Raw genomic sequence first — 23783 nt, 5'->3', positions numbered from 1 at the left:
ATAGACAGGGGCGCAAAAGGCGCCCAAAAAGGAAACTCAGCGGCCCCAGCAATCCTTGGTGGCCAGCCCGAACGTGGCGTTGACCATGCTTCTGACGCCAGTGTTGGTGATGGTGAAATCCCCACACTTGTCGGTCGCCATGTTCGTACCTGACTTGCGCACCGCCGTCAGCAGGAAGGTCTGGTCGGTGATGGTCGGAGTGATGGTGTAAAAGTCGTTACCTGTGCTCAGGCCGGTGGCGCCGGTGTAGAGGTTATTTTTGGAATAGAACCGCTCAAGAATCTGCGCCTGCTCGGAAAGCAGCCCGGCCACCTCGGTGCGACGGCCCTTTTTCGTGTACTCGGTAAGGCTCGGATAGCCAATGGTGATAACGATCCCGATGATCGCAATCACGATCATGATTTCGATCAGGGTAAAACCTCGGTTGGATCTGCGCATTGCCTCAACTCTCACTTACTGTATTTGTCGCCACATGATGCGACGGCCGCCGCCACCGCCGGGTTTTTCCACCAGGGAGCTGATGCCACCGCTGGAATCGTTCACAATTTTGCGGGACGCATTGTTGACGATCGCGTTCAGCGTCGGAATACCACCGGTGAAAATCACCCCGCTGGAAATCGAATCCGTGCTGTCGACCAGCCCGTCGCCATTGGTGTCGAGCACCGCGTAGTTGAGCATCTTACCGCTGAATGCATCCAGCTCGACCAGCTTCCCGGTACCGAAACTGGCGCAAGGGTCGGTGGTGTCGACGCTGGCCGTGGTGAACACGATGCGGCCGGCAACCAGGCTGGCCTGATTGATCACCCGCTCACCGGTCAACACGCTGTTGTATACCAGCGGCAGGTACCACCCCTTCTCGGCCGGGTAGGTCGTGTCATTCTGGCTTGTGGTAATGAATTGCCCGCCCGCGCTGCCGCCGATCACCCCGGTCACGGCCTGGGCCTGCAAACTCGACACCGTCATCTGTCCAGATCCGCCATCGGCATCCCATACCGAGTAGAACGCTTGAAGATCCTTGTTGGTCTTGTCGGCAGTCTCATTGAATTTCCCGGTACCGAAAAACACCTGCTTGCCGCCCAGGGAATTGTCCGCCAGCAGCGGTTGCGCGGTAATCGGTTGTGTGGCGCCACCCGGGGTCGTGAACAATGGCTTGCCGGAAAAAGCGACGCCCCAGCTGTCAGTTGTGGCGCCACTCAGGTCGAACTTCCACAAACGTCCTTTCAGGTCGCCGCCATAAGCGGCCTGCACCACGTTCTGCGAGTTGACCTTGAGCTCCACCGAAGACAGGCCATTGGTGGTTTCCGTGCTGTCGATGACGATTTTCTTGATCAGCGAACCGTCACGTACGTCCACCACATACAACGCTGCCACCCCCGAATTGCTCCCGTAGCCGTTGGAGATGAAAGCCGCCCAACGCCCATCGGCCAAGCGTGCCACTTCCGGGCGCGCATAGGCATAACCCAGGTCATTGAAAGCGTTCGCCGTGTTCGCCGTGGTCGGTGCGCTGATTTCCCACAATGCCTTGAAGGCGTTACCCGCTGACGCATCAAACAGCTGCACGGCGTAGAACGTCTTGCCGCCCGCCCCTACACCGCCCAGGGCCAGGGTTTTCCAGGCGCCGCTGAGTTGGGCGTCGAACACCCCGACCTGACCGTCCACCAGAAACTTGTGGCTCACGCCGTTGATATAGGTGGGATCGGCAATATAGCGCAACGACGGCAGCACGCTGGACGGCATGTAGGCATAACGTCGGGCACCGTTGGCGGCGTTGATGACATTGAGAAAGCCGTCGTTGGCGTTGACCACCAGGCTGGGGCTCATGTTGGCGGCTTTGGTCGCCAGATAGGTGGTGTAGGTGGAATCGCCCACCAGATCCGACGCGGTCTGATCCGTGGGAGAAGCCAGCGCAAGGGGCGAGTTGATGATGTCACCGAGCAATACCGAGCGCACTTTCAGCCCGGTCTTGTTGGTGCCCTTGCTCCACTCCACCAGGTCATTGCCGACAATCCCGGTCGGCAGACTCTGGCTGAGCGAGGTTTGCTGGGCCGGGGAAAAGTTGCCGTAGGCCAAGGTAATCGCGGCGTTGGTCAGGGTGTTCCAGGACTGGTAGGTCGGCGCCGTGGCTCCCGGCACGATGGCCGTGTCGGTGGTCCATAACACCGAGGATGTATTGACCGAGCCGCTGGCCGTGAAGCCGTAGGACTTGATCGTCCCGCGCCAGTCCTTGGGGTCGTAGCTGGTCTGGAAGTAACTCGAACCGCTGGCCACCGTGGTGCCGCTGGTGACACCGCTACCGCCCGATCCGGCCTTGGAGGTGATGTTGCTCAAGGCCGAGGACAAGGCCGCGTTAAGACCGGCAGCGTCGTTAGCCTGGTAATACAGGCCCTGGCCGTAAGCGGCCGCATCCGACAGCATCGGGTTGGCTGCGGTGAAACCCACGGTGTAGGTGTTCATGTACTGCTTGGGAAAATCCGCCGCGGTCCAGCTTTTGCCGGCCAGGTCCGTACCGGTCGAACGCATGTCGATGTCGAAAGCGAACTTGGCGATGTCGTCCAGATACAGGGTGTCGCCCTCGTCATCGCCACTGAGGTTATTGCCATCGTTGTTGATCCCGTCCCAGTTGGGCAAGCGGGTGGTGCCCAGCGGATCGTTGGTCGGAAACGTCCGATCATAGGTCGGCAAGCCGTCAGTGACGACCACGCCGTAGTTCTTCTGGCAGCGATACTGGATCGGGCTGGTGTAGGTCGTCGGCGTCGAGTTGTAGTACGGCGTCATACCGCGAAAATAACGGGTGATTTCGTAGTAGGTTTCGGCCAGCGGCGTGTTGGCCACAGCCGCCAGGTTATTGATGGAGGAGATCAGGTTGTTGTAATTGGTGTCAGCCTGGGACTGGGTAACGCTGCCGGTGACGACTGCCAGATCGCTGATGGGCCGAGCGATATAACCGCCATTGGCGGAGTTGTTGCTGCTGGGCGGATTGAACGTAGCCAGGCCGATACGCAAGCCGCGGTTACCGGCTACCAATGCAGCGGAGACATTACGCGCCACGTTGACTCGATAGTCGTTGGGGATCGAGCCGTTAGTGAAATCACGATTGCTACCGTTGGCCAAACCCACCAGGTACGAGAGGTAGTCGTCGGTGTAGCGGGTATTTTCATTGCCCACCGGGTCTGGGAGCTTGATGCATTGCGGGGTCAGACTGTTGTTGTAGAACGCGTACGCACCACCTGAACACCCGGAGCTCGGCAGACTGGAGAGGAAGATCGAGCTGCCGACGATGTCAGAAGCACTCAGACACAAGCCGATAAAGGCGTTGCACTGCCTGGCCGGCGTGCGGTTGACCGCGGGGTCGAAGCCCGCCGCGAAGATGATGGTGTTCATGCTCCCCGAGTCGTCGATCAACAACATGACGTTCGGTGGCACCGCCGCCGCGCTCAACAGCGGGGAGTCCGATGGCGTGAAGGCGTAGGCCGGCGCCGCCAGGTACAGGCTCAGCAACGCACCGAAAAGCACCTGCGCCCACCCTCGGCGCCAGCCACCGCGAGCATCAATACTTGGCATAGATGCTCTCCACCACACTGCGAACGTTATTGCCGACGATGCCGACTGCGGTGACCCGGTACAGCGTCGCCGAGGAGTTGCTTGGGATGTTGACGGCGCCCGTCGTCGTGCCGATGTTCTGCACCCCATACAAGCCGCCGCCGGCGGCAATCCAGGTGACCCCCGACGTGGAATTGAGCCCGGCACCGGTCACGCTCGAGGATTCCGCCGGCGGCGCGCATTGCGCCGTGGTGCCGCACACCGCCAGCGTATAGGTCGCCAGTTGTACCGCGCTTTCGCCGATGCGCAAGGTGGCTTCGGCCAGTTGGAAGGATTTATTGCGCAGGGTCACGCTGGCGGCCATTTTTTCCTGGAGGGTCGCGTTCTGCATCGATGAAATGCCGATCACCGTCAGCAGCAACAGAAATACCAGGCTGACCAGCAAGGCCATTCCCCGTTGGTTTGTTTGCTTGTTTGTCGGGGCTCTCATCCGGCACTCACCTACTGCAGCCGGTTGCGCAGAGCCGCAACCACGTTGAAGGTTTGATTGCGCACGCGATTGTTCGGATCGGTCAGCGTCAGGGTCAGGCGCACGCTGCGTATCAACGCGGTATTGGCTGGATTGGCGCTGTAACTGGAGGCCGCCACATCGCTGGTACTGGTGGCGACGCCAAAGGACACGTTGAAGGCACTGACGTTGTTGATCAGCACCGCCTGGGTTGGCGTACCGCTGCCAACGCCCATCAACAGCTGGTTATTGCTGAAGCTGTAGATCAACCGTCGAATCGGGAAAGCCATTTGCCCGGATGACGCGACTCTAGCCCCCGTGTAGGCCGTGGCGCTGGTTTTACAGTCGGAGAGCACGGTCCAGGTCGGCGTACCGCCACTGCCACCCACATCCGCTGTCACCATGGTCAGCTTGAGATTGGCGTTATCCCAACTGATCGGCGCCAACTGGCTGGCATTGAAGTCACCCGTCGAACTGGCGTCCGTGACGGCCCCCAGGCAGCCAAACATCCCGACCATGCGAATTTCCTGAATCATCTTGCTCAACACGAACCGCGCATCTTCCTGCATCGCGGCGGCGGTGTTCTGGCTGACGTAGGTGTTCTTGGCCGCGATGAACACCTGCGCCACGCCCAGTACCACGATCAGGCTCAACGCCAGGGCGATCAACACCTCGATCAAGCCAAAGCCTCGGTTGGACTGTTTCATGGCGTGGTCACCGGGTCGACGGCGGCACGACTGGTCAGGACAAAACTGCGCCGCGAGTTGGCGACGTTGGTGGCCCGCGAGTCATCCCAGGTGATGGTGATGGTGTACACCCGCTGATTCAGCGCCACGCTGCCGGTGGCGCTCGCCCCGCCAAAGGCGACGATATTGGTGGTGAAATCGTAGAGATCCTGGTCCCGGGCGACGCTCAGGTTGGCCGACGTCGGAGGCGTGACGGTGTAATCGGCACCGGTGTTGGCGCGGATGCGATCCAGCATGTCGTAGGCGATAAAACTCGCCTGGCTGGTCATCCGCGCACTGTCGGTGTACTTGAGCGCATTGAGCTGAATCGCCGCCGCCCCCAACAGCCCCACGGTCAGAATCAACAACGCGACCAGTACCTCGATCAGCGTCATGCCCTCCTGTGCTCGCCTGCTCCGCTCCCTCATCCGCAACTTCCACCCAATAGAATCCGTCCGTTCAAACACACATTCAGCGTCTTGCTCTGCGCCCCCAATACATAAGTGATCACCACCGCCGTGGACGGTGCCGACAAACCGCCCAGATTGTTGAAATCGATGGCAGTCACTCCAGAGGTTAGCGTCAGAGTCGCACCACTGCTCATCGCTGGAACAACCCGTAATATATTGGCCAGAGTGCCAGTACCCTCGTAGACCGTCAGCTCCCCGGTCCAGACGCTGCCACCGGCAGTCGGCCGCAGTCGCGTGGTAACACCACGGTCGATGGCCTCTAGCCGTGCGTAATTGAGCGCGCGTTGCAGGTCGCCCACCTCGGTATCAGCCCGGGTGCCCTGTATCGAACGGGTAAACATCGGCACCGCCATCGTGATCAGGATCAGAAAAATCGCGAGCGTGATCAGCACCTCGACCAGCGTGAAACCTTTTGTACGATGATCCATCGGTGCCCTCCGTTGCCGTCGGCTATACCTGCTTCTACACGCTAGAACATTCGACCGGCAGATGTACGGTTGTTTTGCCATTACTCGCGCATGGATTGCGCGAATCGCACCGTTCCAGGGAGGGAAATACATGCATCAGCAAGGCTTAAGCCTGATCGAACTGCTCATGGGACTGGCAATTGCCGGGATTGTTCTGCTGTTGGTCAGTCCGGCGTTTGCGGCGCTGGCCGAAGCGAATCATCGCGAAGAAGCCGCGCAATCGCTGATCAGTGGCCTGCGCAGCGCCAGGAGCGAAGCGATCACACGCAATCAGACTGTAATCATCCACGCCATTGATGACGACTGGAGCCAGGGTTGGCGGATTATTGCGGATGTCAGTGGCGAGGGGCATGAGGACACCCGCAATCCATTGCTCTTCGAGCAGCGCAGTAGCGCTCGAGTGCCGATTGTCGGCAACTGGCGGGTCGTGAGTTTCGTCCGCTTCAGTGGTCTCGGGGAACCGTTGATGCCAGACAAGGCCTTCCAAGCGGGGACATTGCACCTCTGCGCGGCCCGCGAGCCGGTCAGTCACCTTCAGGTGGTGCTGGCCGCGACGGGGCGCGTGCGCCTGAACAACCAGAAAGTTGAGCAGGCGCTGTGTGCCGAGGAGAAAAGGCTTAAAGCAAAGAGCGCACGCGCAGCTCTTTAGGCATGGAGAAGGTGATGTTCTCCTCACGACCAGACAGCTCATCGGCGCCGGTAGCGCCCCAGGCCTGCAACTGCTGGATCACGCCACGCACCAGCACTTCCGGTGCGGAGGCGCCAGCGGTGATGCCGATACGCTCGACACCCTCGAACCAGCTTTTTTGCAGGTCTTCGGCACCGTCGATCAGGTAGGCCGGGGTGGCCATGCGCTCGGCCAATTCCCGCAGGCGATTGGAGTTGGAACTGTTCGGGCTGCCAACCACCAGCACCACGTCGCATTCGTCCGCCAGTTGCTTGACCGCGTCCTGACGGTTTTGCGTGGCGTAGCAGATGTCGTCCTTGCGCGGACCACCGATGGCCGGGAAACGCGCACGCAGGGCGTCGATCACACGGCTGGTGTCGTCCATGGACAAGGTGGTCTGGGTCACGAACGCCAATTTGTCGGGGTTGTGCACTTGCAGGGTGGCGACGTCTTTTTCGTCTTCAACCAGATAGATCGCGCCACCATTACTGCCATCGTACTGGCCCATGGTGCCTTCGACTTCCGGATGACCGGCGTGGCCGATCAGGATGCATTCACGACCGTCACGGCTGTAGCGCGCGACTTCGATGTGCACCTTGGTCACCAGCGGGCAGGTCGCGTCGAACACTTTCAGGCCACGACCGGCCGCTTCGGTACGCACGGCTTGGGAAACGCCGTGGGCACTGAAGATCACGATGACGTCATCCGGCACCTGATCCAGTTCCTCGACGAAGATCGCCCCGCGGGAACGCAGGTCTTCGACGACGAATTTGTTGTGTACCACTTCGTGGCGCACATAGATCGGCGGCCCGAAGACTTCCAGGGCGCGGTTGACGATTTCGATCGCCCGGTCCACGCCGGCGCAGAAGCCACGGGGGTTGGCGAGTTTGATTTGCATGCTGTGCCTCGTGTCTTGCGCGCAAGAAATTAGATCATTACAACTTGTAGGAGCGAAGCTTGCTCGCGAAAGCGGTGGGTCAGTCGACATCAATGCTGAATGTGATGACGCCTTCGCGAGCAAGCTTCGCTCCTACATTGGACCGTGTTCGGTCAGTTACAGCGATTTGACGTCGATGATCTCAACGTCAAAGGTCAATGTCTTGCCAGCCAGCGGGTGATTGAAGTCGATAGTGACCTGGTCATCATCGAATTCTTTCACGATCCCGGGCAACTCAGTATTGGCCGCATCGTTGAAGATCACCAGCAACCCCGGCGACAGGTCCATGTCCTTGAACTGCGAACGCGGGATGATCTGTACGTTTTGCGGGTTGGGCTGGCCAAAAGCGTTTTCCGGCGCAATGGTCAGGGTGCGCTTGTCGCCAGCCTTGAAGCCGAACAGTGCTGCTTCGAAACCTGGTAACAGGTTGCCATCGCCGACCTTGAAGGTCGCCGGGGCTTTGTCGAAGGTGCTGTCGACGGTGTCGCCGTTCTCCAGGCGCAGTGCAAAGTGCAAGGTGACTTCCGTGTTCTGGCGGATGCGTTGCTCAGCCAATACCTGTTCAGTCATGAACGGTTTCTCCGGTTTTCTTGCTTTTGAACATATCCAGCGCAAGCATTACCGCACCGACGCTGATGGCGCTGTCGGCAAAGTTGAACGCCGGGAAATACCAGCGGTTCTGCCAGTGCACCAGGATGAAATCGATCACATGGCCCAGGGCAATGCGGTCATACAGATTGCCCAGCGCGCCGCCCAGCACCAGCGCCAAAGCGACGGCCAGCCAGGTTTCGTTGCGCCCGAGGCGTTTGAGCCAGACCACCAGCACCGCACTGACCACCACGGCGATCAGCGCAAACAACCAGCGCTGCCAGCCAGAGCTGTCGGCCAGGAAGCTGAACGCCGCGCCGGTATTGTAGGCCAGGGTCCAGCTGAACAAATCGGGGATCACCACGATTTGCTGGTACATCTCGAGCTTGCCTTCGAAGTAGAACTTGCTGGCCTGGTCAATGACCAGGACCAGCATGCTCAACCAAAGCCAGCTCAGCCGTCCGAAACGGCCAGCCGCATTAGGCATAGTGACGAACCTCGCCCGCGCCGCTGATGTTGTCGACGCAACGACCGCAGATTTCCGGATGCTCCGGGTTCACGCCGACGTCTTCACGGCAGTGCCAGCAACGGGCGCACTTGGCGAAGGCCGACTTGACGATCTTCAGCTTCAGGCCGCTGACTTCGGTGACCACCGCGTCGGCCGGCGCTTGCACGAACGGTGCGACGCTGGCGGTCGAAGTGATCAGGACAAAGCGCAGTTCGTTGCTCAGCTTGGCCAGGTCGGCGCTCAGCGCCTCTTCGGCGAACAGCGTCACTTCGGCTTGCAGGTTGCCACCGACCGCCTTGGCCGCGCGCTGGATTTCCATTTCCTTGTTGACCGCGACTTTTACCGCCATGATTCGCTCCCAGTAGGCGCGGCCCAGTTCGACGTTGTCCGGCAGCTCGGTCAGGCCTTCGTACCAGGTGTTGAGCATCACCGATTCGTTGCGCTCGCCCGGCAGGTATTCCCACAGTTCGTCGGCGGTAAAGGCGAGGATCGGCGCGATCCAGCGCACCAGCGCTTCACTGATGTGGTACAGCGCGGTTTGCGCCGAACGGCGAGCCTTGCTGTTGGCGCCAGTGGTGTACTGACGGTCCTTGATGATGTCGAGGTAGAAACCGCCCAGCTCCTGCACGCAGAAGTTGTGGATCTTGGAATAGACGTTCCAGAAGCGGTATTCGCCGTAGTGCTCTTGCAGCTCGCGTTGCAGCAGCAGGGTGCGGTCCACGGCCCAACGGTCCAGGGCCAGCATTTCTTCGGCCGGCAGGATGTCGGTGGCCGGGTTGAAACCGGTCAGGTTCGAGAGCAGGAAGCGCGCGGTGTTACGGATCCGCCGGTAGGCGTCCGCACTGCGTTGCAAGATCTGATCGGAAACCGCCATTTCGCCCGAGTAATCGGTGGAAGCTACCCACAGACGCATGATGTCGGCGCCCAGGGTGTCGTTGACCTTTTGCGGCGCGATCACGTTGCCCAGGGACTTGGACATCTTGCGACCGGACTCGTCGACGGTAAAACCGTGGGTCAGCAGCTCGCGGTACGGCGCGTGGTTGTCGATGGCGCAACCGGTCAGCAATGACGAGTGGAACCAGCCACGGTGTTGGTCCGAGCCTTCCAGGTACAGGTCGGCACGCGGGCCGGTCTCGTGGCCCATCGGGTGCGAACCGCGCAGAACGTGCCAGTGCGTGGTGCCCGAGTCGAACCAGACGTCGAGGGTGTCGCTGATCTTGTCGTACAGCGGCGCTTCGTCACCGAGCAGCTCGGCCGCGTCCATCTTGAACCAGGCTTCGATGCCTTCGACTTCGACGCGCTTGGCGACTTCTTCCATCAGCTCGGCGGTACGCGGGTGCAGTTCACCGCTTTCCTTGTTCAGGAAGAACGGGATCGGCACGCCCCAGTTGCGCTGGCGGGAGATGCACCAGTCCGGACGGTTGGCGATCATCGAGTGCAGGCGCGCCTGGCCCCAGGCCGGGACGAATTTGGTCTCTTCGATGGCCTTGATCGCCCGCTTGCGCAGGGTTTCGCCAGACGTCGGCTCTTTGTCCATGCCGATGAACCACTGCGCGGTGGCGCGGTAGATCAGCGGAGTCTTGTGACGCCAGCAGTGCATGTAGCTGTGTTCGATGACGGTGGTGTGCAGCAGCGCACCGACTTCAGTCAGCTTGTCGACGATGGCCGGGTTGGCTTTCCAGATGAACTGGCCGCCGAAGAACTCCAGCGACGGCACGTAAACGCCGTTGCTTTGCACTGGATTGAGGATGTCATCGTTGACCATGCCATAGGCTTTGCAGGTCACGAAGTCATCCACGCCGTAGGCCGGGGCGGAGTGAACCACGCCGGTGCCAGCGCCCAGTTCGACGTAGTCAGCCAGGTAAACCGGCGACAGGCGATCGTAGAACGGGTGACGGAAGTTGATCAGCTCCAGCGCTTTACCGGTGGTGGTCGCGATGACCGAACCTTCCAGGCTGTAGCGGGCCAGGCACGACTCCACCAGCTCTTCGGCCAGTACCAGCAGTTTGTCGCCGACATCAACCAGGGCGTAGTTGAATTCCGGGTGAACGTTCAGCGCCTGGTTGGCCGGGATGGTCCACGGGGTGGTGGTCCAGATCACGATCGAAGCCGGTTTGGCCAGGGACGCGAGACCGAATGCGGCCGCCAGTTTGGCCTCGTCGGCAATCGGGAAGGCGACGTCGATGGTCGAGGACTTTTTGTTTTCGTACTCGACTTCTGCTTCAGCCAGGGCCGAACCGCAGTCAAAGCACCAGTTCACCGGCTTCAAGCCCTTGAACACGAAACCGCCCTTGACGATTTCGGCGAGCGCGCGGATTTCACCGGCCTCGTTCTTGAAGTCCATGGTCTTGTACGGGTTGGCGAAGTCGCCCAACACGCCCAGACGGATGAACTCGGATTTCTGGCCTTCGATCTGCTCGGTGGCGTAGGCACGGCACAGTTCGCGGGTTTTATCCGCGCCCAGGTTCTTGCCGTGGGTCACTTCGACTTTGTGCTCGATCGGCAGACCATGGCAGTCCCAGCCCGGAACATAAGGCGCGTCGAAACCCGACAGGGTTTTCGAGCGGATGATCATGTCCTTGAGAATCTTGTTCAGTGCGTGACCGATGTGAATCGTGCCGTTGGCATACGGAGGACCGTCATGCAGAACGAACTTCGGACGATCCTTGCCAATCTCGCGCAACTTACCGTACAGGCCAATGCTGTCCCAGCGCTGCAAAATCTGCGGTTCGCGCTGAGGCAGGCCGGCCTTCATTGGGAAGGCGGTGTCCGGAAGGTTTAGCGTGGCTTTATAGTCGGTCATTTAAGGCTCTTCATTAGCGATTGGCGCTAGGTGCGACAGGGCACGGGCGGCGGCGACATCCGCATTGATCGCCGTCTTAAGCGCCTCCAGAGAGGCGAAACGCTGCTCTTCACGCAGCTTGTGGTGGAAAACCACCGTCAAACGCCGGTCATACAGATCGCCGGCAAAATCTAAAAGATGGACTTCCAGGTGAGCTTTGCCATCACCTTGGACCGTGGGCCGTACGCCGATATTGGCGACGCCTGGCCAGGTCTTGCCGTCGATGTCGACGTTGACCAGGTAAACCCCGGACAACGGCACGCGACGTCGCTTGAGCTGGATATTGGCGGTCGGCGTGCCGAGCTGGCGCGCCAGCTTCTGGCCATGCAGCACCCGCCCGGTAATCTGGAACGGCCGACCGAGCAAGCGTTCGGCCAGGACAAAGTCGGCCGCGGCCAGGGCATTCCGCACCTGGGTGCTGCTGACGCGAATACCGTCCAGTTCGACGGTTTGCGCCGCTTCGACGGTAAAACCCTGAAGGACGCCGGCTTGCTGCAGGAAATCGAAATCCCCTACCCGATCACAACCGAAACGGAAGTCGTCACCGACCTCCAGGTGCTGCACGCCCAGGCCATCCACCAGAATCGTATCGACGAATTCCGCGGCGCTGAGCTTGCTCAGGCGCTGGTTGAAGGCCAGGCACAAAACCCGGTCGACGCCTTCGTCGGCCAACAGCTGCAGTTTGTCCCGCAGCCGGGCCAGACGCGCTGGCGCGGTGTCAGGCGCAAAGAATTCCCGCGGCTGTGGCTCGAAAATCACCACGCAGCTGGGCACGCCCAACTCGAGCGCACGCTCACGCAGCCTGACCAGGATTGCCTGGTGACCACGGTGAACACCGTCAAAGTTGCCAATAGTGGCGACACAGCCCCGATGCTGGGGGCGCAGATTGTGGAGGCCTCGAACCAGCTGCATAACGCGCTTCTTGCTCATAAAGTGGTCGATTATAACCACACCCGGCGGCCGACGACAGGCAACACCGTAACCCAAAGTAATCGAACCGACAAAACCGCCGGCCCGCCCGTGTTTATCGAGGCAAACGCCTCAGCTCAACGCCTTGCGATTGAAGTCGCGCAAACGGAAGCCCATCAGCAGCAACATGCCGAAATAAGCGACCACGCCAGCCACTACCAAGGCACCCAGGCGCAGGAAACGCTCAAGCATGTGCCCCTGATCCCAGGCCGGCATGAAATGCATCCCGGCGAGCAGCACTGCCGACATCACCAACACCGCAACGACAAGCTTGAACCCGAACTTCCCCCAACCCGGTTGCGGCTGGTACATCTGCTGTTTGCGCAACTGATAGAACAACAGCCCGGCATTGATGCAAGCGCCGATACTGATGGCCAAGGCCAGGCCGGCGTGGGCCAGCGGGCCGATCAGGACCAGGTTGAACAACTGCGTGACGATCAGCGTGAAAATCGCGATTTTCACTGGTGTGCGGATGTTTTGTTGCGCATAGAAGCCCGGCGCCAGCACTTTGATCACGATAATCCCGAGTAAACCGACCGAATAAGCGATCAGCGCCCGCTGGGTCATGGAGGCGTCAAGTGCGCTGAATGCGCCGTACTGGAACAACGAAACTGTCAGCGGTTCGGCCAGAATCCCCAACGCGAGCGAACACGGCAGCACCAGCACGAAGCACAAGCGCAGGCCCCAATCGAGGATGCGCGAGTATTCCTGGCGATCCTGGCTGGCGTAGGTCTTGGCCAGTGTCGGGAGCAAGATCGTGCCCAAAGCCACGCCGAGCACGCCGGACGGCAATTCCATCAGGCGATCAGCGTAATACATCCAGGACACGGAGCCGGCCACAAGGTAGGAAGCGAAAATGGTGTTGATGATCAGGGAAATCTGGCTGACGGAAACGCCAAGAATGGCCGGCAACATCTGCTTCATCACCCGCCAGACGCCCGTGTCGCGCAGGCTCAGGCGTGGCAGCACCAGCATGCCGATCTTTTTCAGGTGCGGCAGTTGATAGAGCAATTGCGCCAGGCCACCGACCAGCACGGCCCAGCCAAGCGCCATCACCGGCGGATTGAAGTACGGCGTCAGGAACAGCGAAAAGATAATCATGCTGACGTTAAGCAGCGTCGGCACGAAGGCCGGCACCGAGAAACGGTTATAGGTATTGAGGATCGCCCCGGCCAATGAAGACAGGGAAATCAGCAATATATAAGGGAACGTTACCCGCAACAGGCTGGACGTCAGCTCGAATTTCTCAGGCGTATCGGTGAAACCCGGCGCCGTGGCCCAGATCACCCAGGGCGCGGCGATCATCCCCAACGCCGTGACCAGCGCCAGCACCAGGGTCAGCAGGCCAGAGACGTAGGCAATGAAGGTTCGCGTCGCCTCCTCGCCTTTCTGGCTCTTGTATTCGGCAAGAATCGGCACGAATGCCTGGGAAAAGGCCCCCTCGGCGAAGATCCGCCGCAGCAGATTGGGCAACTTGAAGGCGATAAAGAAGGCGTCGGTCGCCATCCCCGCACCAAATGTACGCGCGATAAGAGTGTCACGAACGAACCCCAGAACCCGGGAAAGCATCGTGATAGAGCTGACGGCGGCCAACGATTTGAGCAGATTCATTGAAAGAGTTTGTGCCTGTCGATAAACAGCAGGCGAACAAAGCGCCTACTTATGCGATACTCCGCGCCGCAGCAGCACAGAGCCAAAGCTCGCGAGTTTACAGGTCAAGCGCCGGAAATAAATATCCCGCCTCTTTATACCTACCACTTAGCGGAACGTCTCAACCGCCCTTGACAAGACATCAACTCATCGGCATGATTCGCGGCCTATTTTGTTTGCTATTTCCTAAAAAGTCTTTCGAGGAGCTCGACGGTGGCCAACACACCTTCCGCCAAAAAACGTGCAAAACAGGCTGAGAAGCGTCGCAGCCACAACGCCAGCCTGCGTTCCATGGTTCGTACCTACATCAAGAATGTAGTTAAGGCCATCGACGCAAAAGACGCTGAAAAAGCTCAAGCTGCTTACGTTCTGGCCGTGCCAGTTATCGACCGTATGGCCGATAAAGGCATCATCCACAAGAACAAGGCTGCTCGCCATAAGAGCCGCCTGAACGGTCACGTCAAGGCTCTGAACCTTGCTGTAGCCGCTTAAGCAATAAGCTTGTTGAAAAACCGACCCTAGGGTCGGTTTTTTATTGCCTGCGATTTAGTGAATGCAGCACAAAAAAATGGGAAGAGCCGAAGCCCTTCCCATTTTTTTTACAACCCTTGCGATTATTGAGCGTGCGGCCACGGCAGAATCGGAATCGCCGTCACCGCATTCTGCGGACTGCCCTCGATCAAGCGATCGCTGTAGACCAGATACACCAGCGTATTGCGCTTCTTGTCGAGGAAACGCACTACCTGCATGGTCTTGAATACCAGCGATGTGCGCTCCTTGAACACCTCATCACCATCCTTCAATTCACCCTTGAAGTTGATCGGCCCGACCTGACGGCAAGCCAGGGATGCTTCAGCACGGTCCTCAGCCAGCCCCAAGCCACCCTTCACGCCGCCCGTCTTGGCCCGGGACAGGTAGCACGTCACGCCCTCAACCTTCGGATCGTCAAACGCCTCGACCACAATTCGGTCATTCGGGCCGACAAATTTGAACACAGTCGACACCTGACCAATTTCTTCTGCCGACGCCAGCAACGGCATCGCCAGCAACAAGCCCAATAATCCCTTTGCAACGCGCATTCAGTTTTCCTTCAGACCAGGATCAGGTTATCGCGGTGAACCAGTTCCGGTTCCGCCATGTAACCCAACAGACCGACAATCGCCTCAGACGACTGACCGATGATTTTTTGTGCTTCCAGGGCGCTGTAATTGGCCAGTCCCCGGGCGATTTCTCTACCGTCCGGCGCCACGCACACCACCATTTCGCCACGGCGGAAGCTGCCCTGAACCAATTTGACGCCGACCGGCAGCAAACTTTTATTACCTTTGGACAACGCCGTCACAGCCCCCGCATCCAGCACCAGGGTGCCACGGGTTTGCAGATGCCCGGCCAGCCATTGCTTGCGCGCCGCGAGCATGCCGCGCTCAGGCGACAGTAAGGTGCCAATGCGCTCGCCAGCCTTGAGGCGATCAAGTACGCGATCAATGCGCCCACCGACGATGATGGTGTGCGCCCCGGAACGTGCCGCCAGACGCGCCGCACGCAATTTGGTCTGCATGCCGCCACGACCCAGCGCACCACCGGTGCCACCGGCCACGGCATCCAGCGCCGGATCGTCAGCGCGGGCTTCGTAAATCAGGTTGGCATCAGGGTTATTACGCGGATCAGCGTCGAACATGCCGTCGCGATCGGTCAGGATCACCAGCAAGTCAGCCTCGACCAGGTTGGCCACCAGCGCCGCCAGCGTATCGTTGTCGCCGAAACGGATTTCGTCGGTGACCACGGTGTCGTTCTCGTTGATCACCGGAATGACCTTGAGCTCGACCAGCGCACGCAAGGTGCTGCGGGCATTCAGGTAGCGCTTGCGGTCGGACAGGTCGTCGTGGGTCAAGAGAATTTGCGCGGTATGCCGGCCATGCTCGGCAAAACTCGATTCCCAGGCCTGCACCAGGCCCATCTGACCGATGGCGGCAGCCGCCTGCAACTCGTGCATTGCACTGGGTCGTACGGTCCAGCCCAGACGGCTCATGCCCGCAGCCACCGCCCCGGAGGACACCAGCACCAGCTCGACGCCCGCCTCGTGCAAGGCCACCATCTGTTCAACCCAGACACCCATTGCCGCGCGATCCAGGCCCTTGCCGTCCGCCGTCAGCAAAGCGCTGCCGATCTTCACGACCCAACGCTGCGCACCTGTCACCTTGCTCCGCATCATCTTCAACCTTAGTTTGAGGGCAGTGCGACCTGGCACTGCCCGTAACGTTATTCGTGGTTATTCGTGACCAACTATCGATTTCCAGATACTAAAACGCCGCTCGATTGAGCGGCGCTTAAGTTTATCGCAACGGATCAGTCACGCACGTAAATGATTTCCGGACCATCTTCATCATCCACATCTTCTTCGTCCCAATCATCGTCGCCGATGTCATGGACCGACTTAACGCCGCTACGACGCAGGGCACGCTGGTCATCCAGGGCCTGCAGCTGGGCACGGGCTTCGTCTTCGATGCGCTGATCGAGCTCGGCCAGCTCTTCCTTGTAGGCCGGGTCGGCAGCCAGGCGATCGGCACGATCTTCCATGTAACGCATGATGTCGTGGCACAGACGCTCGGTACCGAGCTTGGAGATGGCCGAGATCACGTAGACCGGACCAGTCCATTCCAGGCGATCAACGATCTCCTTGACGCGCTCATCGTGCTCTTCTTCAAGGATCTGGTCGCACTTGTTCAGCACCAACCAACGATCACGCTCAGCCAGGGACGGGCTGAACTTGGTCAATTCGCTGACGATCACTTCCGCAGCATCCGGGGCGCTGGCGTCATCGAGCGGTGCCATGTCCACGAGGTGCAGCAGCAAACGGGTACGCGACAAGTGCTTGAGGAAGCGAATCCCCAGGCCCGCGCCGTCGGAAGCGCCTTCGATCAGGCCCGGGATGTCCGCGACCACGAAGCTTTTCCAGCGATCGACGCTGACCACACCCAGGTTCGGCACCAGCGTGGTGAACGGGTAGTCGGCGACTTTCGGCTTGGCGGCCGACACCGAACGGATAAAGGTACTTTTACCGGCGTTCGGCAAACCCAGCAGGCCAACATCGGCCAGCACTTTCATTTCCAGCTTGAGATCACGCGCTTCACCCGGTTTGCCCGGAGTGGTCTGGCGCGGAGCACGGTTGGTACTGGATTTGAAACGGGTGTTGCCCAGACCATGCCAGCCGCCATGGGCGACCAGCAGACGCTGACCCGCCTTGGTCAGGTCGCCGATGACTTCCTGGGTCGCGGAGTCGATCACGGTCGTGCCGACCGGAACCCGCAGGACCAGCTCTTCACCTTTCTTGCCGGTGCAGTCGGTGCTGCCGCCGTTGGAACCGCGCTCGGCATCGAAGTGCCGGGTGTAACGGTAGTCCACCAGGGTGTTGAGGTTTTCGTCGGCGATCATGTAGACCGAGCCGCCATCACCACCATCACCGCCGTTCGGGCCACCGTTTTCAATGAATTTTTCGCGACGGAAGCTCATGCAACCGTTGCCGCCGTCGCCGGCCTTTACTCGAATCGATACTTCATCAACAAACTTCATAACAAAACGCCTCTCGTCATACGGACGAGCCGAAAAAAACTAGACATAAGACTCTTGCAAAAATGAGCGCAGCGACCTCAATCAACGACCGCAAAATCCAGCGCTGGAGCCCATCACAAACAGCTTTGCAAGAGACTCACCCCACAAACGAAAAAGCCCCGTCGCGAGACAGGGCTTTTCCAGCAACTACGTAATTATGCCGCGACGACTGCAGTCTTCGGGACAATGCTCACGTAACGGCGATTGAAAGCGCCTTTTACTTCAAACTTGATCACGCCGTCGATTTTAGCGAACAGAGTGTGATCTTTACCCATGCCTACACCGTAACCGGCGTGGAATTGGGTGCCGCGCTGACGCACGATGATGTTGCCCGGAATGATAACCTGGCCGCCATACATCTTCACGCCAAGGCGTTTGGCTTCTGAGTCGCGACCGTTACGGGTACTACCACCAGCTTTTTTGTGTGCCATGAGTCAATTCTCCTAGTGAGGAATTAGGCTGAAATTAAGCCTGAATACCGGTGATTTTGATCTCGGTGTACCACTGGCGGTGGCCCATACGCTTCATGTGGTGCTTACGACGACGGAACTTGATGATGCGGACTTTATCGTGACGACCTTGGGAGATCACTTCAGCCACAACGGTAGCGCCAGCAACAACTGGAGCGCCGATGTTCACGTCATCGCCATTGGCGACCAACAGAACGCGATCAAAAGTAACGGATTCGCCGGTAGCGATTTCCAGTTTTTCGATCTTCAGGTATTCACCTGGGGCGACCTTGTATTGCTTGCCACCAGTAACAATTACTGCGTACGACATGGTATTTCTCCGATAATCCTGCTCACCCAGCTCTTTATAAGAAGAGGTATTGGCTGGCATGGCTGCATTGGGCTGGAAGGCCTGTTTGCAATTGCGTAAGGCAGGTGCTGCCCAGGAAGTTCAGGGTGCGCGATTGTACGCAAGCTGCCGGAGTGATGCAAGAGGCCGTCCATCGCGCCTTGACAGGTCCGGACGTGGGTCCTAGCATGCCGCGCAACCCTTCTGGAGCAACTGTCGCTGATGCAACCCCAAGCTTTCTACCGCGCGGTGGCGGACGATTTTAGCGCCGTCGACGGCATCATCAAGAAGCAGCTGACTTCCCGAGTGCCGCTGGTATCGAAAATCGGCGACTACATTACCTCGGCCGGCGGTAAACGCCTGCGTCCTCTATTAGTGTTGCTGTGTGGCAAGGCCCTGGGTCGCGAAGGCGATGACCTGCGCCTGCTGGCCGCCACCATCGAGTTCCTGCACACCGCCACCCTGCTGCATGACGACGTGGTCGACATGTCCGGCATGCGCCGTGGCCGCTCGACCGCCAATGCGATGTGGGGCAACGCGCCAAGCGTGCTGGTCGGCGACTTCCTGTATTCGCGCTCTTTCGAAATGATGGTCGAACTGGGCTCGATGCCGGTGATGAAGATCCTTTCGCAAGCCACGCGAATCATTGCCGAAGGCGAAGTGTTGCAGTTGTCGAAGGTCCGGGACGCCAGCACCACCGAAGAAACCTACATGGAAGTCATCCGCGGCAAAACCGCGATGCTCTTCGAGGCCTCGACCCACAGCGCCGCCGCCCTGTGCGAAGCCACGCCGGATCAGCGCGAAGCGTTGCGCACGTTTGGCGATCACCTGGGCGTAGCCTTCCAACTGGTCGACGACCTGCTGGATTACAAAGGCGATGCGGAAACCCTGGGCAAGAACGTCGGTGACGATCTGGCCGAAGGCAAGCCGACCCTGCCGCTGATCTACACCATGCGTGAAGGTACTCCTGAGCAAGCCGCACTGGTACGCCAGGCGATCCAGAAGGGTGGCATCGAAGACCTGGAAAGCATCCGCGAGGCCGTTGAAGCTTCCGGTTCGCTGGAATACACCGCGCAATTGGCCCGTGATTACGTGGCCCGCGCCATCAAGTGCCTCGACGCCCTGCCAGCCAGCGAATATCGCGATGCGCTCGTTGAATTGAGCGAGTTTGCGGTAGCCCGTACGCACTGATCCGCCCTGTGTAGGAGCGAGGCTTGCCCGCGAAAGCATTCTGCCAGTCAATACTCATGTGACTGACACACCGCTATCGCGAGCAAGCTTTGCTCCTACAAATCATGTGTCGCCCCTTCCCCCGAATAAACCCTATATAATGTGCGACTTTTAGCGATCCTCAATCCAAGGAGCTTTAGTGAGCACGTTGCCACCCTGCCCGAAATGCAATTCCGAATACACCTACGAAGACGGCGCGCAGCTGATCTGCCCCGAGTGCGCCCACGAGTGGTCCGCCAGCGGCGAAGCTGAAGTGGCGTCCGATGACACCGTGAAGAAGGATTCGGTGGGCAACGTCCTGCAGGACGGCGACACCATCACTGTGATCAAGGACCTCAAGGTCAAGGGCACGTCCCTGGTGGTCAAGGTCGGCACCAAGGTCAAGAACATCCGCCTGTGCGATGGCGATCACGACATCGATTGCAAGATCGACGGCATCGGCCCGATGAAGCTCAAATCCGAGTTCGTCAGAAAAGTCTGAACCTGCTGTCTTCCATCCCGCGCCCGGCGTGGGATGGTGCTACACCCTCCCCCGCTTCGCCCCGCAATCCCTCGCAGTAGCCAAACGCCAGCCATTTTGACCTTACGCAACCTTTACCCTGAAAAAAACACAAACAGCCAATAGGTCCTTGCTATTTGATGAATAAGAATTATTCTCATTGAAACCCATCAATGGAGATGAGACCCATGACTTATTTGATCGATGCCTGGCTGGACCGCCCACACCCTTACCTCAGGATCCTGCATCGGGAAACCGGGGAAGTCTGTGCGGTGCTTGAAGAAGAAGCCTTGAACGAGCTGCAGGATCAGGGTGATCTGGACGTCAGCGGCTTGAGTTCCAGCGAGCCGGTGGTGCTCAAGGAACTGGTGCGCAATCTGTTTCTGTTCTGCTATGCCCGGGCGTTGCGCCCGTCGCATGAACTGCACCATAAGCTCGAAATATGAGTAACGCGCAAACCCCTGTAGGAGCGAGGCTTGCCCGCGAACGCGATCTATCAGTCGACATCAATATGACTGACACACCGCCTTCGCGAGCAAGCCTCGCGCCTACAGGATCACGTGGATCACGCGCTCACAATCTTACAGAACGTCGAGCAGCTCGACGTCGAACACCAGTACGCTGTGCGGCGGAATGCTGCCAACGCCTTGAGCGCCGTAAGCCAGTTCGCTCGGCACGTACAGACGCCATTTGCTGCCGGCATTCATCAGTTGCAGGGCTTCGGTCCAGCCAGCGATCACGCCGCCAACCGGAAATTCTGCAGGCTCGCCACGCTCGTAGGAGCTGTCGAACACAGTGCCGTCGATCAGGGTGCCGTGGTAGTGCGTGCGCACTTGATCTTCACGTGACGGCTTGGCGCCTTCACCTTGAGTCAGTACTTCGAATTGCAGGCCGGAAGCCAGGGTGGTGATGCCGTCACGCTTGGCGTTTTCAGCCAGGAAGGCCAGGCCTTCGCCTGCAGCGGCTTCAGCTTTGGCAGCGGCTTCGGCTTGCATGATCTCGCGGATCACTTTGAAGCTGGCGGACATTTCTTCCTGACCCACACGGCTCGGCTTACCGGCGAATGCGTCGGTCAGGCCAGCCAGGATCGAATCCAGGTTAACGCCCGGTGGCGGGTTGTCGCGCAGTTGGTCGCCCAACTGACGGCCGATACCGTAGCTGACGCGGGTTTCGTCGGTGGACAGATTTACTTCGGACATGACACTGCTCCGCTGTGCGGACGGCCCTGGAACTTGCCGTGCGGACACAGCGCATCCCGGAGCGCCCGGAACCAAAAGGGCGAGCAGACTAGCACAGAAGCCATGGCATTGATCAGGGGGTGTCAGCGCTGCCAGGCTGAACGGAAGGCGATCGGCACCTTCAGGGTTTCCTCGTCGATGGCGCCGAGTCCGCACATTTCGTCATGCACCGAGGTATGCACCAGGTTGAATTGCAGCTTGGGGAACGCGTGCAGGACTTCACGGGCATGCTCGACCGAGCGCAGATGAAACGACTGGCCATGGGCATCGTTCAGTGGATAAGCCGCCCCATGCATCCGCGCTTCCAGCAGATAGATCCCGCCTTCAAGCGAAATCAGGTTCAACTCATCGATCTTCCCGGCGATGGCGTAGGCATTGAGCTCTTGCAGGTTCATGAGCGCACCTCAAGCAGTGGCGGACCAAGACCCTTACAGGCATATGCCTCGACGCCGTAAAGCACAAGTCGTGCGCAGCAACCGCTCGACAGGCGGTCGCTGTGCGCGGGCACATATTGCGTGGTGCAGCCTTGGGAGAAAGCAGGATCAAGCCCAATCATTTCTGGTAGTGTCGCCGGCTGATTTCGAATCACTCTTCGCTTCAACGGATATTTTTAAATGGACTTTCATTTCCGCATCGATTCTATCTGCGCGTTTGTGCGCAAGTTCCGGCGTGTCGGCCTGTGGCTGCTCGCGCTGTTGATTTGCGCAGCACTGGGCACCGCGTACTGGATGGCGCCCACAGAGAAAGAGCGGGTCGCCGCCTATTACGAGGCGCTCGAAAAGCAACTGGTCTGGATCAATGACGCCAGACTGAGAGATGCCATCCGGGCCAAATCGGCCGCCATGATGGAGAAGAGAAAATCCGAATTGTGGATCGCCCAATTTCCAGAGGACCCTGCCTACACCCTGGACCACGCGGTCCTGCTTAAAGAAAGTGCCGACCCCAAGGCCCTGACCAATCGCTGGCTCGAGAGTCTGCTCTATGAACGCGGAGTCTTTGGCGACAATCCCATCGTCGAGCTGCGACCCAAATCATCGACCGATCCAGATGAGTATGCCGGCCTGCCGTTTCCTCTTCAGCTGTCCTGGACATCGGCCACCCTGGACGATGGTCAAGTCGTCGAGGCCCGCTTCGAGCCACCCGCGCAAGATAAACCGCTGGCACTGTCGAAGGACAAGTACTCCGACGAGCTTCAGTTGGTCTACCCGCAGAAAAACGGTCAGATGATCAACAAGCGGATTCGGCCTCTGCCCATCACGCTGAATGGCGAGGTCTCGGTGCTGGTTCCTGGCAACGTCGCGCAATTCAACTTTTCCAGAAAGGATGCTGGCGTCAGTCGTAGCATCGGCAATCTGACCGTCACGCTGTTGAGCGTGGGCGAGCACTCTGCCGAAGTCGAACTGCGTAATCGGGCACCGTTGACCCACGAAATAGCCGACAGGAATGTATCTGCGCTCCTGATTCAGGCCCAGGACACCACCGGAAAATTCCTCAAGCCTCGTGGCGAAGTGTTTCTGGGGGATGATGAAGCCCGGTTGTACAAAGAGCAGCTCGATACCCTGCTCAAGCAGAAGACATTCAGTGAACAACTGGCCCAGCAGCAGCAAGAACAACTGACCGCATTCAAAAGAACCTCGCAGGTGCAGTACCGCACGCAATACTTCTTCGGTGACGTGAAAAACATCAGCGTTACCGCCATGGATTTTTCCGACGCCCTGACAGTGCAAAAGACCCTGACGGTGCCGATCTACGACTTTTCATCGTTTGTGGTCGGCAGCGCCGTGCAAGCGATGCCCAACCCTGTGGTCATCCATGACCTCAAGGCAGAAGCAAAACTGAGCGGCTACAACATGACCGCAGAGCAACTGCTGAAAACGGTGGTCGTGGATCAGGAAATCGTCAGCAATCGGCTCGCAAGGATCTTGTTCCGTGCACAGGCCGCGCTCAATTGGACCTACGGCAACCCGAAAATGGACGTCCCCGTCACGTTCTACACGCAGGGTACTGATGGCCAGCGCGGGGAGGTCATTGACGTCAGCCCCTATGCCTACAAAGCCGAATTGGACAAGGCGAGAATCAGCTACGACCTCCCGGACTTCTATCTCCACGAAGCACCGGCCTACGCCAGCGGAACCATGAAGCTCGCGCACCCGATCGTGGAAAAAAACCAGTACCCGGTCAGCGCGTTACCCAAGGGCATGAGTGTGCAGGGTAATGCGGTGATTCTGGATGAGCAGGCGTTCAACCAATATGAATGGCACGTAGCCGCCAAAGACGAGAGCGGGCGTTACCTCAAGGTGATGCACGAGCAAGCGCACCGAAAGTCCGCTCATGGGGACAACCTGTTTCGAGTGACGTACTTCTACGGCAAGCCAGCGGTGATCGAGGGGTACTTCCGCGCGGACGTCGAGGCCATTTCATACCCGTTCGCCGTGAAACTGATAAAGCCCAAAACCCCCTGCTACTCCACCGGCACGATCATGATGTCCGGCTGCATGTAACCAGACAAAAAAACGCCGCACTCTCCGGGGGAAGGTG

At 59.2% G+C, this 23783-nt stretch carries 25 protein-coding genes; 6 read left to right on the top strand and 19 right to left on the bottom strand.

Features of this window, described 5'->3' with window-relative positions; translation table 11 throughout:
• Positions 1–36: 36 nt before the first annotated feature.
• From HKK53_RS25180 to HKK53_RS25155, 6 genes are read right to left on the bottom strand one after another with little or no spacing between them, the layout of a single operon-like run.
• Complete coding sequence (locus HKK53_RS25180; RefSeq protein WP_169405738.1) at positions 37–438, bottom strand: type IV pilin protein; 402 nt, start codon at positions 436–438, stop codon at positions 37–39.
• A 15-nt stretch (positions 439–453) separates the two neighbouring features.
• Positions 454–3561: a pilus assembly protein gene (locus HKK53_RS25175; protein WP_169373014.1), complete on the bottom strand. Its 3108-nt coding sequence runs from the start codon at positions 3559–3561 to the stop codon at positions 454–456.
• Positions 3548–4030, bottom strand: a complete 483-nt coding sequence (locus HKK53_RS25170) for a pilus assembly PilX family protein (protein WP_169373013.1) — start codon at positions 4028–4030, stop codon at positions 3548–3550. Before HKK53_RS25170 ends, HKK53_RS25175 begins: the two co-directional genes overlap by 14 nt.
• A gap of 11 nt (positions 4031–4041) precedes the next feature.
• Positions 4042–4755 (bottom strand): PilW family protein, encoded by a 714-nt coding sequence (locus tag HKK53_RS25165; protein WP_169373012.1) that lies wholly within the window; start codon positions 4753–4755, stop codon positions 4042–4044.
• Positions 4752–5201: a type IV pilus modification protein PilV gene (gene pilV, locus HKK53_RS25160; RefSeq protein WP_169373011.1), complete on the bottom strand. Its 450-nt coding sequence runs from the start codon at positions 5199–5201 to the stop codon at positions 4752–4754. The genes HKK53_RS25165 and pilV overlap by 4 nt, the downstream gene beginning before the upstream one ends.
• Positions 5198–5671, bottom strand: a complete 474-nt coding sequence (locus HKK53_RS25155) for a GspH/FimT family pseudopilin (RefSeq protein ID WP_169373010.1) — start codon at positions 5669–5671, stop codon at positions 5198–5200. Before HKK53_RS25155 ends, pilV begins: the two co-directional genes overlap by 4 nt.
• A 130-nt stretch (positions 5672–5801) precedes the next feature.
• Between HKK53_RS25155 and HKK53_RS25150 the strand changes: the two genes are divergently transcribed.
• Positions 5802–6359 (top strand): GspH/FimT family pseudopilin, encoded by a 558-nt coding sequence (locus tag HKK53_RS25150; RefSeq protein ID WP_169373009.1) that lies wholly within the window; start codon positions 5802–5804, stop codon positions 6357–6359.
• Here HKK53_RS25150 and ispH read toward each other — a convergent pair.
• The 6 genes from ispH to murJ form a co-directional block, all read right to left on the bottom strand.
• A complete protein-coding gene (gene ispH / locus HKK53_RS25145) occupies positions 6328–7275 on the bottom strand; it encodes a 4-hydroxy-3-methylbut-2-enyl diphosphate reductase (RefSeq protein WP_169373008.1) in 948 nt (315 codons plus the stop codon). The genes HKK53_RS25150 and ispH overlap by 32 nt on opposite strands.
• A 156-nt stretch (positions 7276–7431) precedes the next feature.
• Entirely contained in the window at positions 7432–7869 is a 438-nt protein-coding gene (gene fkpB, locus HKK53_RS25140; RefSeq protein WP_178117499.1) for an FKBP-type peptidyl-prolyl cis-trans isomerase, read from the bottom strand.
• 7 nt (positions 7870–7876) lie between these two features.
• Positions 7877–8389: a signal peptidase II gene (lspA, locus tag HKK53_RS25135; protein ID WP_169373006.1), complete on the bottom strand. Its 513-nt coding sequence runs from the start codon at positions 8387–8389 to the stop codon at positions 7877–7879.
• A complete protein-coding gene (gene ileS / locus HKK53_RS25130; protein WP_169373005.1) occupies positions 8382–11213 on the bottom strand; it encodes an isoleucine--tRNA ligase in 2832 nt (943 codons plus the stop codon). The genes lspA and ileS overlap by 8 nt, the downstream gene beginning before the upstream one ends.
• Positions 11214–12164 carry a bifunctional riboflavin kinase/FAD synthetase gene (gene ribF, locus HKK53_RS25125; protein WP_169373004.1) on the bottom strand — a complete coding sequence of 317 codons (951 nt, stop codon included), beginning with the start codon at positions 12162–12164 and terminating at the stop codon, positions 11214–11216.
• A 129-nt stretch (positions 12165–12293) separates the two neighbouring features.
• Complete coding sequence (gene murJ / locus HKK53_RS25120) at positions 12294–13832, bottom strand: murein biosynthesis integral membrane protein MurJ (protein ID WP_169373003.1); 1539 nt, start codon at positions 13830–13832, stop codon at positions 12294–12296.
• A 252-nt stretch (positions 13833–14084) separates the two neighbouring features.
• Between murJ and rpsT the strand changes: the two genes are divergently transcribed.
• Entirely contained in the window at positions 14085–14363 is a 279-nt protein-coding gene (gene rpsT / locus HKK53_RS25115; RefSeq protein WP_008154937.1) for a 30S ribosomal protein S20, read from the top strand.
• Between the two features lie 122 nt (positions 14364–14485).
• Here rpsT and HKK53_RS25110 read toward each other — a convergent pair whose 3' ends face one another.
• The 5 genes from HKK53_RS25110 to rplU all read right to left on the bottom strand — a co-directional run bounded on the left by HKK53_RS25110 (position 14486) and on the right by rplU (position 18260).
• Entirely contained in the window at positions 14486–14950 is a 465-nt protein-coding gene (locus tag HKK53_RS25110) for a CreA family protein (protein WP_054616667.1), read from the bottom strand.
• A gap of 11 nt (positions 14951–14961) precedes the next feature.
• Entirely contained in the window at positions 14962–16080 is a 1119-nt protein-coding gene (gene proB / locus HKK53_RS25105; protein WP_169374291.1) for a glutamate 5-kinase, read from the bottom strand.
• 137 nt (positions 16081–16217) lie between these two features.
• Entirely contained in the window at positions 16218–17441 is a 1224-nt protein-coding gene (gene cgtA / locus HKK53_RS25100; protein ID WP_169373002.1) for an Obg family GTPase CgtA, read from the bottom strand.
• A gap of 194 nt (positions 17442–17635) precedes the next feature.
• Complete coding sequence (gene rpmA, locus HKK53_RS25095; RefSeq protein ID WP_046048788.1) at positions 17636–17911, bottom strand: 50S ribosomal protein L27; 276 nt, start codon at positions 17909–17911, stop codon at positions 17636–17638.
• A 34-nt stretch (positions 17912–17945) separates the two neighbouring features.
• Positions 17946–18260: a 50S ribosomal protein L21 gene (rplU, locus tag HKK53_RS25090; protein WP_003176051.1), complete on the bottom strand. Its 315-nt coding sequence runs from the start codon at positions 18258–18260 to the stop codon at positions 17946–17948.
• Positions 18261–18500: 240 nt separating this feature from the next.
• On the opposite strand from rplU, the gene HKK53_RS25085 reads away from it, so the two are divergent.
• From HKK53_RS25085 to HKK53_RS25075, 3 genes are all read left to right on the top strand, one after another.
• On the top strand, positions 18501–19469 hold the full coding sequence (locus HKK53_RS25085; protein ID WP_169373001.1) for a polyprenyl synthetase family protein: 969 nt from the start codon (positions 18501–18503) through the stop codon (positions 19467–19469).
• A gap of 178 nt (positions 19470–19647) precedes the next feature.
• The gene (locus HKK53_RS25080) at positions 19648–19989 is read left to right on the top strand and encodes a zinc ribbon domain-containing protein YjdM (protein ID WP_007901863.1); all 342 of its coding nucleotides are present in this window, start codon (positions 19648–19650) and stop codon (positions 19987–19989) included.
• Between the two features lie 206 nt (positions 19990–20195).
• Entirely contained in the window at positions 20196–20453 is a 258-nt protein-coding gene (locus tag HKK53_RS25075; RefSeq protein WP_054051383.1) for a PA4570 family protein, read from the top strand.
• 135 nt (positions 20454–20588) lie between these two features.
• On the opposite strand, the gene HKK53_RS25070 is transcribed toward HKK53_RS25075, so the two are convergent.
• Both HKK53_RS25070 and HKK53_RS25065 read right to left on the bottom strand, forming a co-directional pair.
• The gene (locus HKK53_RS25070; RefSeq protein ID WP_169373000.1) at positions 20589–21206 is read right to left on the bottom strand and encodes an FKBP-type peptidyl-prolyl cis-trans isomerase; all 618 of its coding nucleotides are present in this window, start codon (positions 21204–21206) and stop codon (positions 20589–20591) included.
• Between the two features lie 122 nt (positions 21207–21328).
• Positions 21329–21640: a DUF6482 family protein gene (locus tag HKK53_RS25065; RefSeq protein WP_169372999.1), complete on the bottom strand. Its 312-nt coding sequence runs from the start codon at positions 21638–21640 to the stop codon at positions 21329–21331.
• A 219-nt stretch (positions 21641–21859) separates the two neighbouring features.
• Between HKK53_RS25065 and HKK53_RS25060 the strand changes: the two genes are divergently transcribed.
• Entirely contained in the window at positions 21860–23746 is a 1887-nt protein-coding gene (locus HKK53_RS25060) for a hypothetical protein (protein WP_169372998.1), read from the top strand.
• Positions 23747–23783 lie beyond the last annotated feature (37 nt).

The sequence above is a fragment of the Pseudomonas sp. ADAK7 genome, from assembly GCF_012935675.1.
In the GTDB taxonomy this organism is placed as follows: Bacteria; Pseudomonadota; Gammaproteobacteria; order Pseudomonadales; family Pseudomonadaceae; genus Aquipseudomonas.
The sequence above is the reverse complement of the archived record's forward strand: the minus strand, read 5'-3'. Positions and strand labels throughout refer to the sequence as shown.

Excerpts from the sequence above, each read along its gene's own strand:
- rplU (WP_003176051.1), bottom strand. The coding sequence starts at position 18,260 with ATGTCGTACGCAGTAATTGTTACTGGTGGCAAGCAATACAAGGTCGCC.
- lspA (WP_169373006.1), bottom strand. The coding sequence starts at position 8,389 with ATGCCTAATGCGGCTGGCCGTTTCGGACGGCTGAGCTGGCTTTGGTTG.
- HKK53_RS25155 (WP_169373010.1), bottom strand. The coding sequence starts at position 5,671 with ATGGATCATCGTACAAAAGGTTTCACGCTGGTCGAGGTGCTGATCACG.
- ileS (WP_169373005.1), bottom strand. The coding sequence starts at position 11,213 with ATGACCGACTATAAAGCCACGCTAAACCTTCCGGACACCGCCTTCCCA.
- cgtA (WP_169373002.1), bottom strand. The coding sequence starts at position 17,441 with ATGAAGTTTGTTGATGAAGTATCGATTCGAGTAAAGGCCGGCGACGGC.
- ispH (WP_169373008.1), bottom strand. The coding sequence starts at position 7,275 with ATGCAAATCAAACTCGCCAACCCCCGTGGCTTCTGCGCCGGCGTGGAC.
- HKK53_RS25085 (WP_169373001.1), top strand. The coding sequence starts at position 18,501 with ATGCAACCCCAAGCTTTCTACCGCGCGGTGGCGGACGATTTTAGCGCC.
- HKK53_RS25175 (WP_169373014.1), bottom strand. The coding sequence starts at position 3,561 with ATGCCAAGTATTGATGCTCGCGGTGGCTGGCGCCGAGGGTGGGCGCAG.
- HKK53_RS25070 (WP_169373000.1), bottom strand. The coding sequence starts at position 21,206 with ATGTCCGAAGTAAATCTGTCCACCGACGAAACCCGCGTCAGCTACGGT.
- proB (WP_169374291.1), bottom strand. The coding sequence starts at position 16,080 with ATGCGGAGCAAGGTGACAGGTGCGCAGCGTTGGGTCGTGAAGATCGGC.
- HKK53_RS25180 (WP_169405738.1), bottom strand. The coding sequence starts at position 438 with ATGCGCAGATCCAACCGAGGTTTTACCCTGATCGAAATCATGATCGTG.
- HKK53_RS25165 (WP_169373012.1), bottom strand. The coding sequence starts at position 4,755 with ATGAAACAGTCCAACCGAGGCTTTGGCTTGATCGAGGTGTTGATCGCC.
- pilV (WP_169373011.1), bottom strand. The coding sequence starts at position 5,201 with ATGAGGGAGCGGAGCAGGCGAGCACAGGAGGGCATGACGCTGATCGAG.
- ribF (WP_169373004.1), bottom strand. The coding sequence starts at position 12,164 with ATGCAGCTGGTTCGAGGCCTCCACAATCTGCGCCCCCAGCATCGGGGC.
- murJ (WP_169373003.1), bottom strand. The coding sequence starts at position 13,832 with ATGAATCTGCTCAAATCGTTGGCCGCCGTCAGCTCTATCACGATGCTT.
- HKK53_RS25110 (WP_054616667.1), bottom strand. The coding sequence starts at position 14,950 with ATGCGCGTTGCAAAGGGATTATTGGGCTTGTTGCTGGCGATGCCGTTG.
- HKK53_RS25170 (WP_169373013.1), bottom strand. The coding sequence starts at position 4,030 with ATGAGAGCCCCGACAAACAAGCAAACAAACCAACGGGGAATGGCCTTG.
- HKK53_RS25150 (WP_169373009.1), top strand. The coding sequence starts at position 5,802 with ATGCATCAGCAAGGCTTAAGCCTGATCGAACTGCTCATGGGACTGGCA.
- rpmA (WP_046048788.1), bottom strand. The coding sequence starts at position 17,911 with ATGGCACACAAAAAAGCTGGTGGTAGTACCCGTAACGGTCGCGACTCA.
- HKK53_RS25075 (WP_054051383.1), top strand. The coding sequence starts at position 20,196 with ATGACTTATTTGATCGATGCCTGGCTGGACCGCCCACACCCTTACCTC.
- HKK53_RS25060 (WP_169372998.1), top strand. The coding sequence starts at position 21,860 with ATGGACTTTCATTTCCGCATCGATTCTATCTGCGCGTTTGTGCGCAAG.
- HKK53_RS25065 (WP_169372999.1), bottom strand. The coding sequence starts at position 21,640 with ATGAACCTGCAAGAGCTCAATGCCTACGCCATCGCCGGGAAGATCGAT.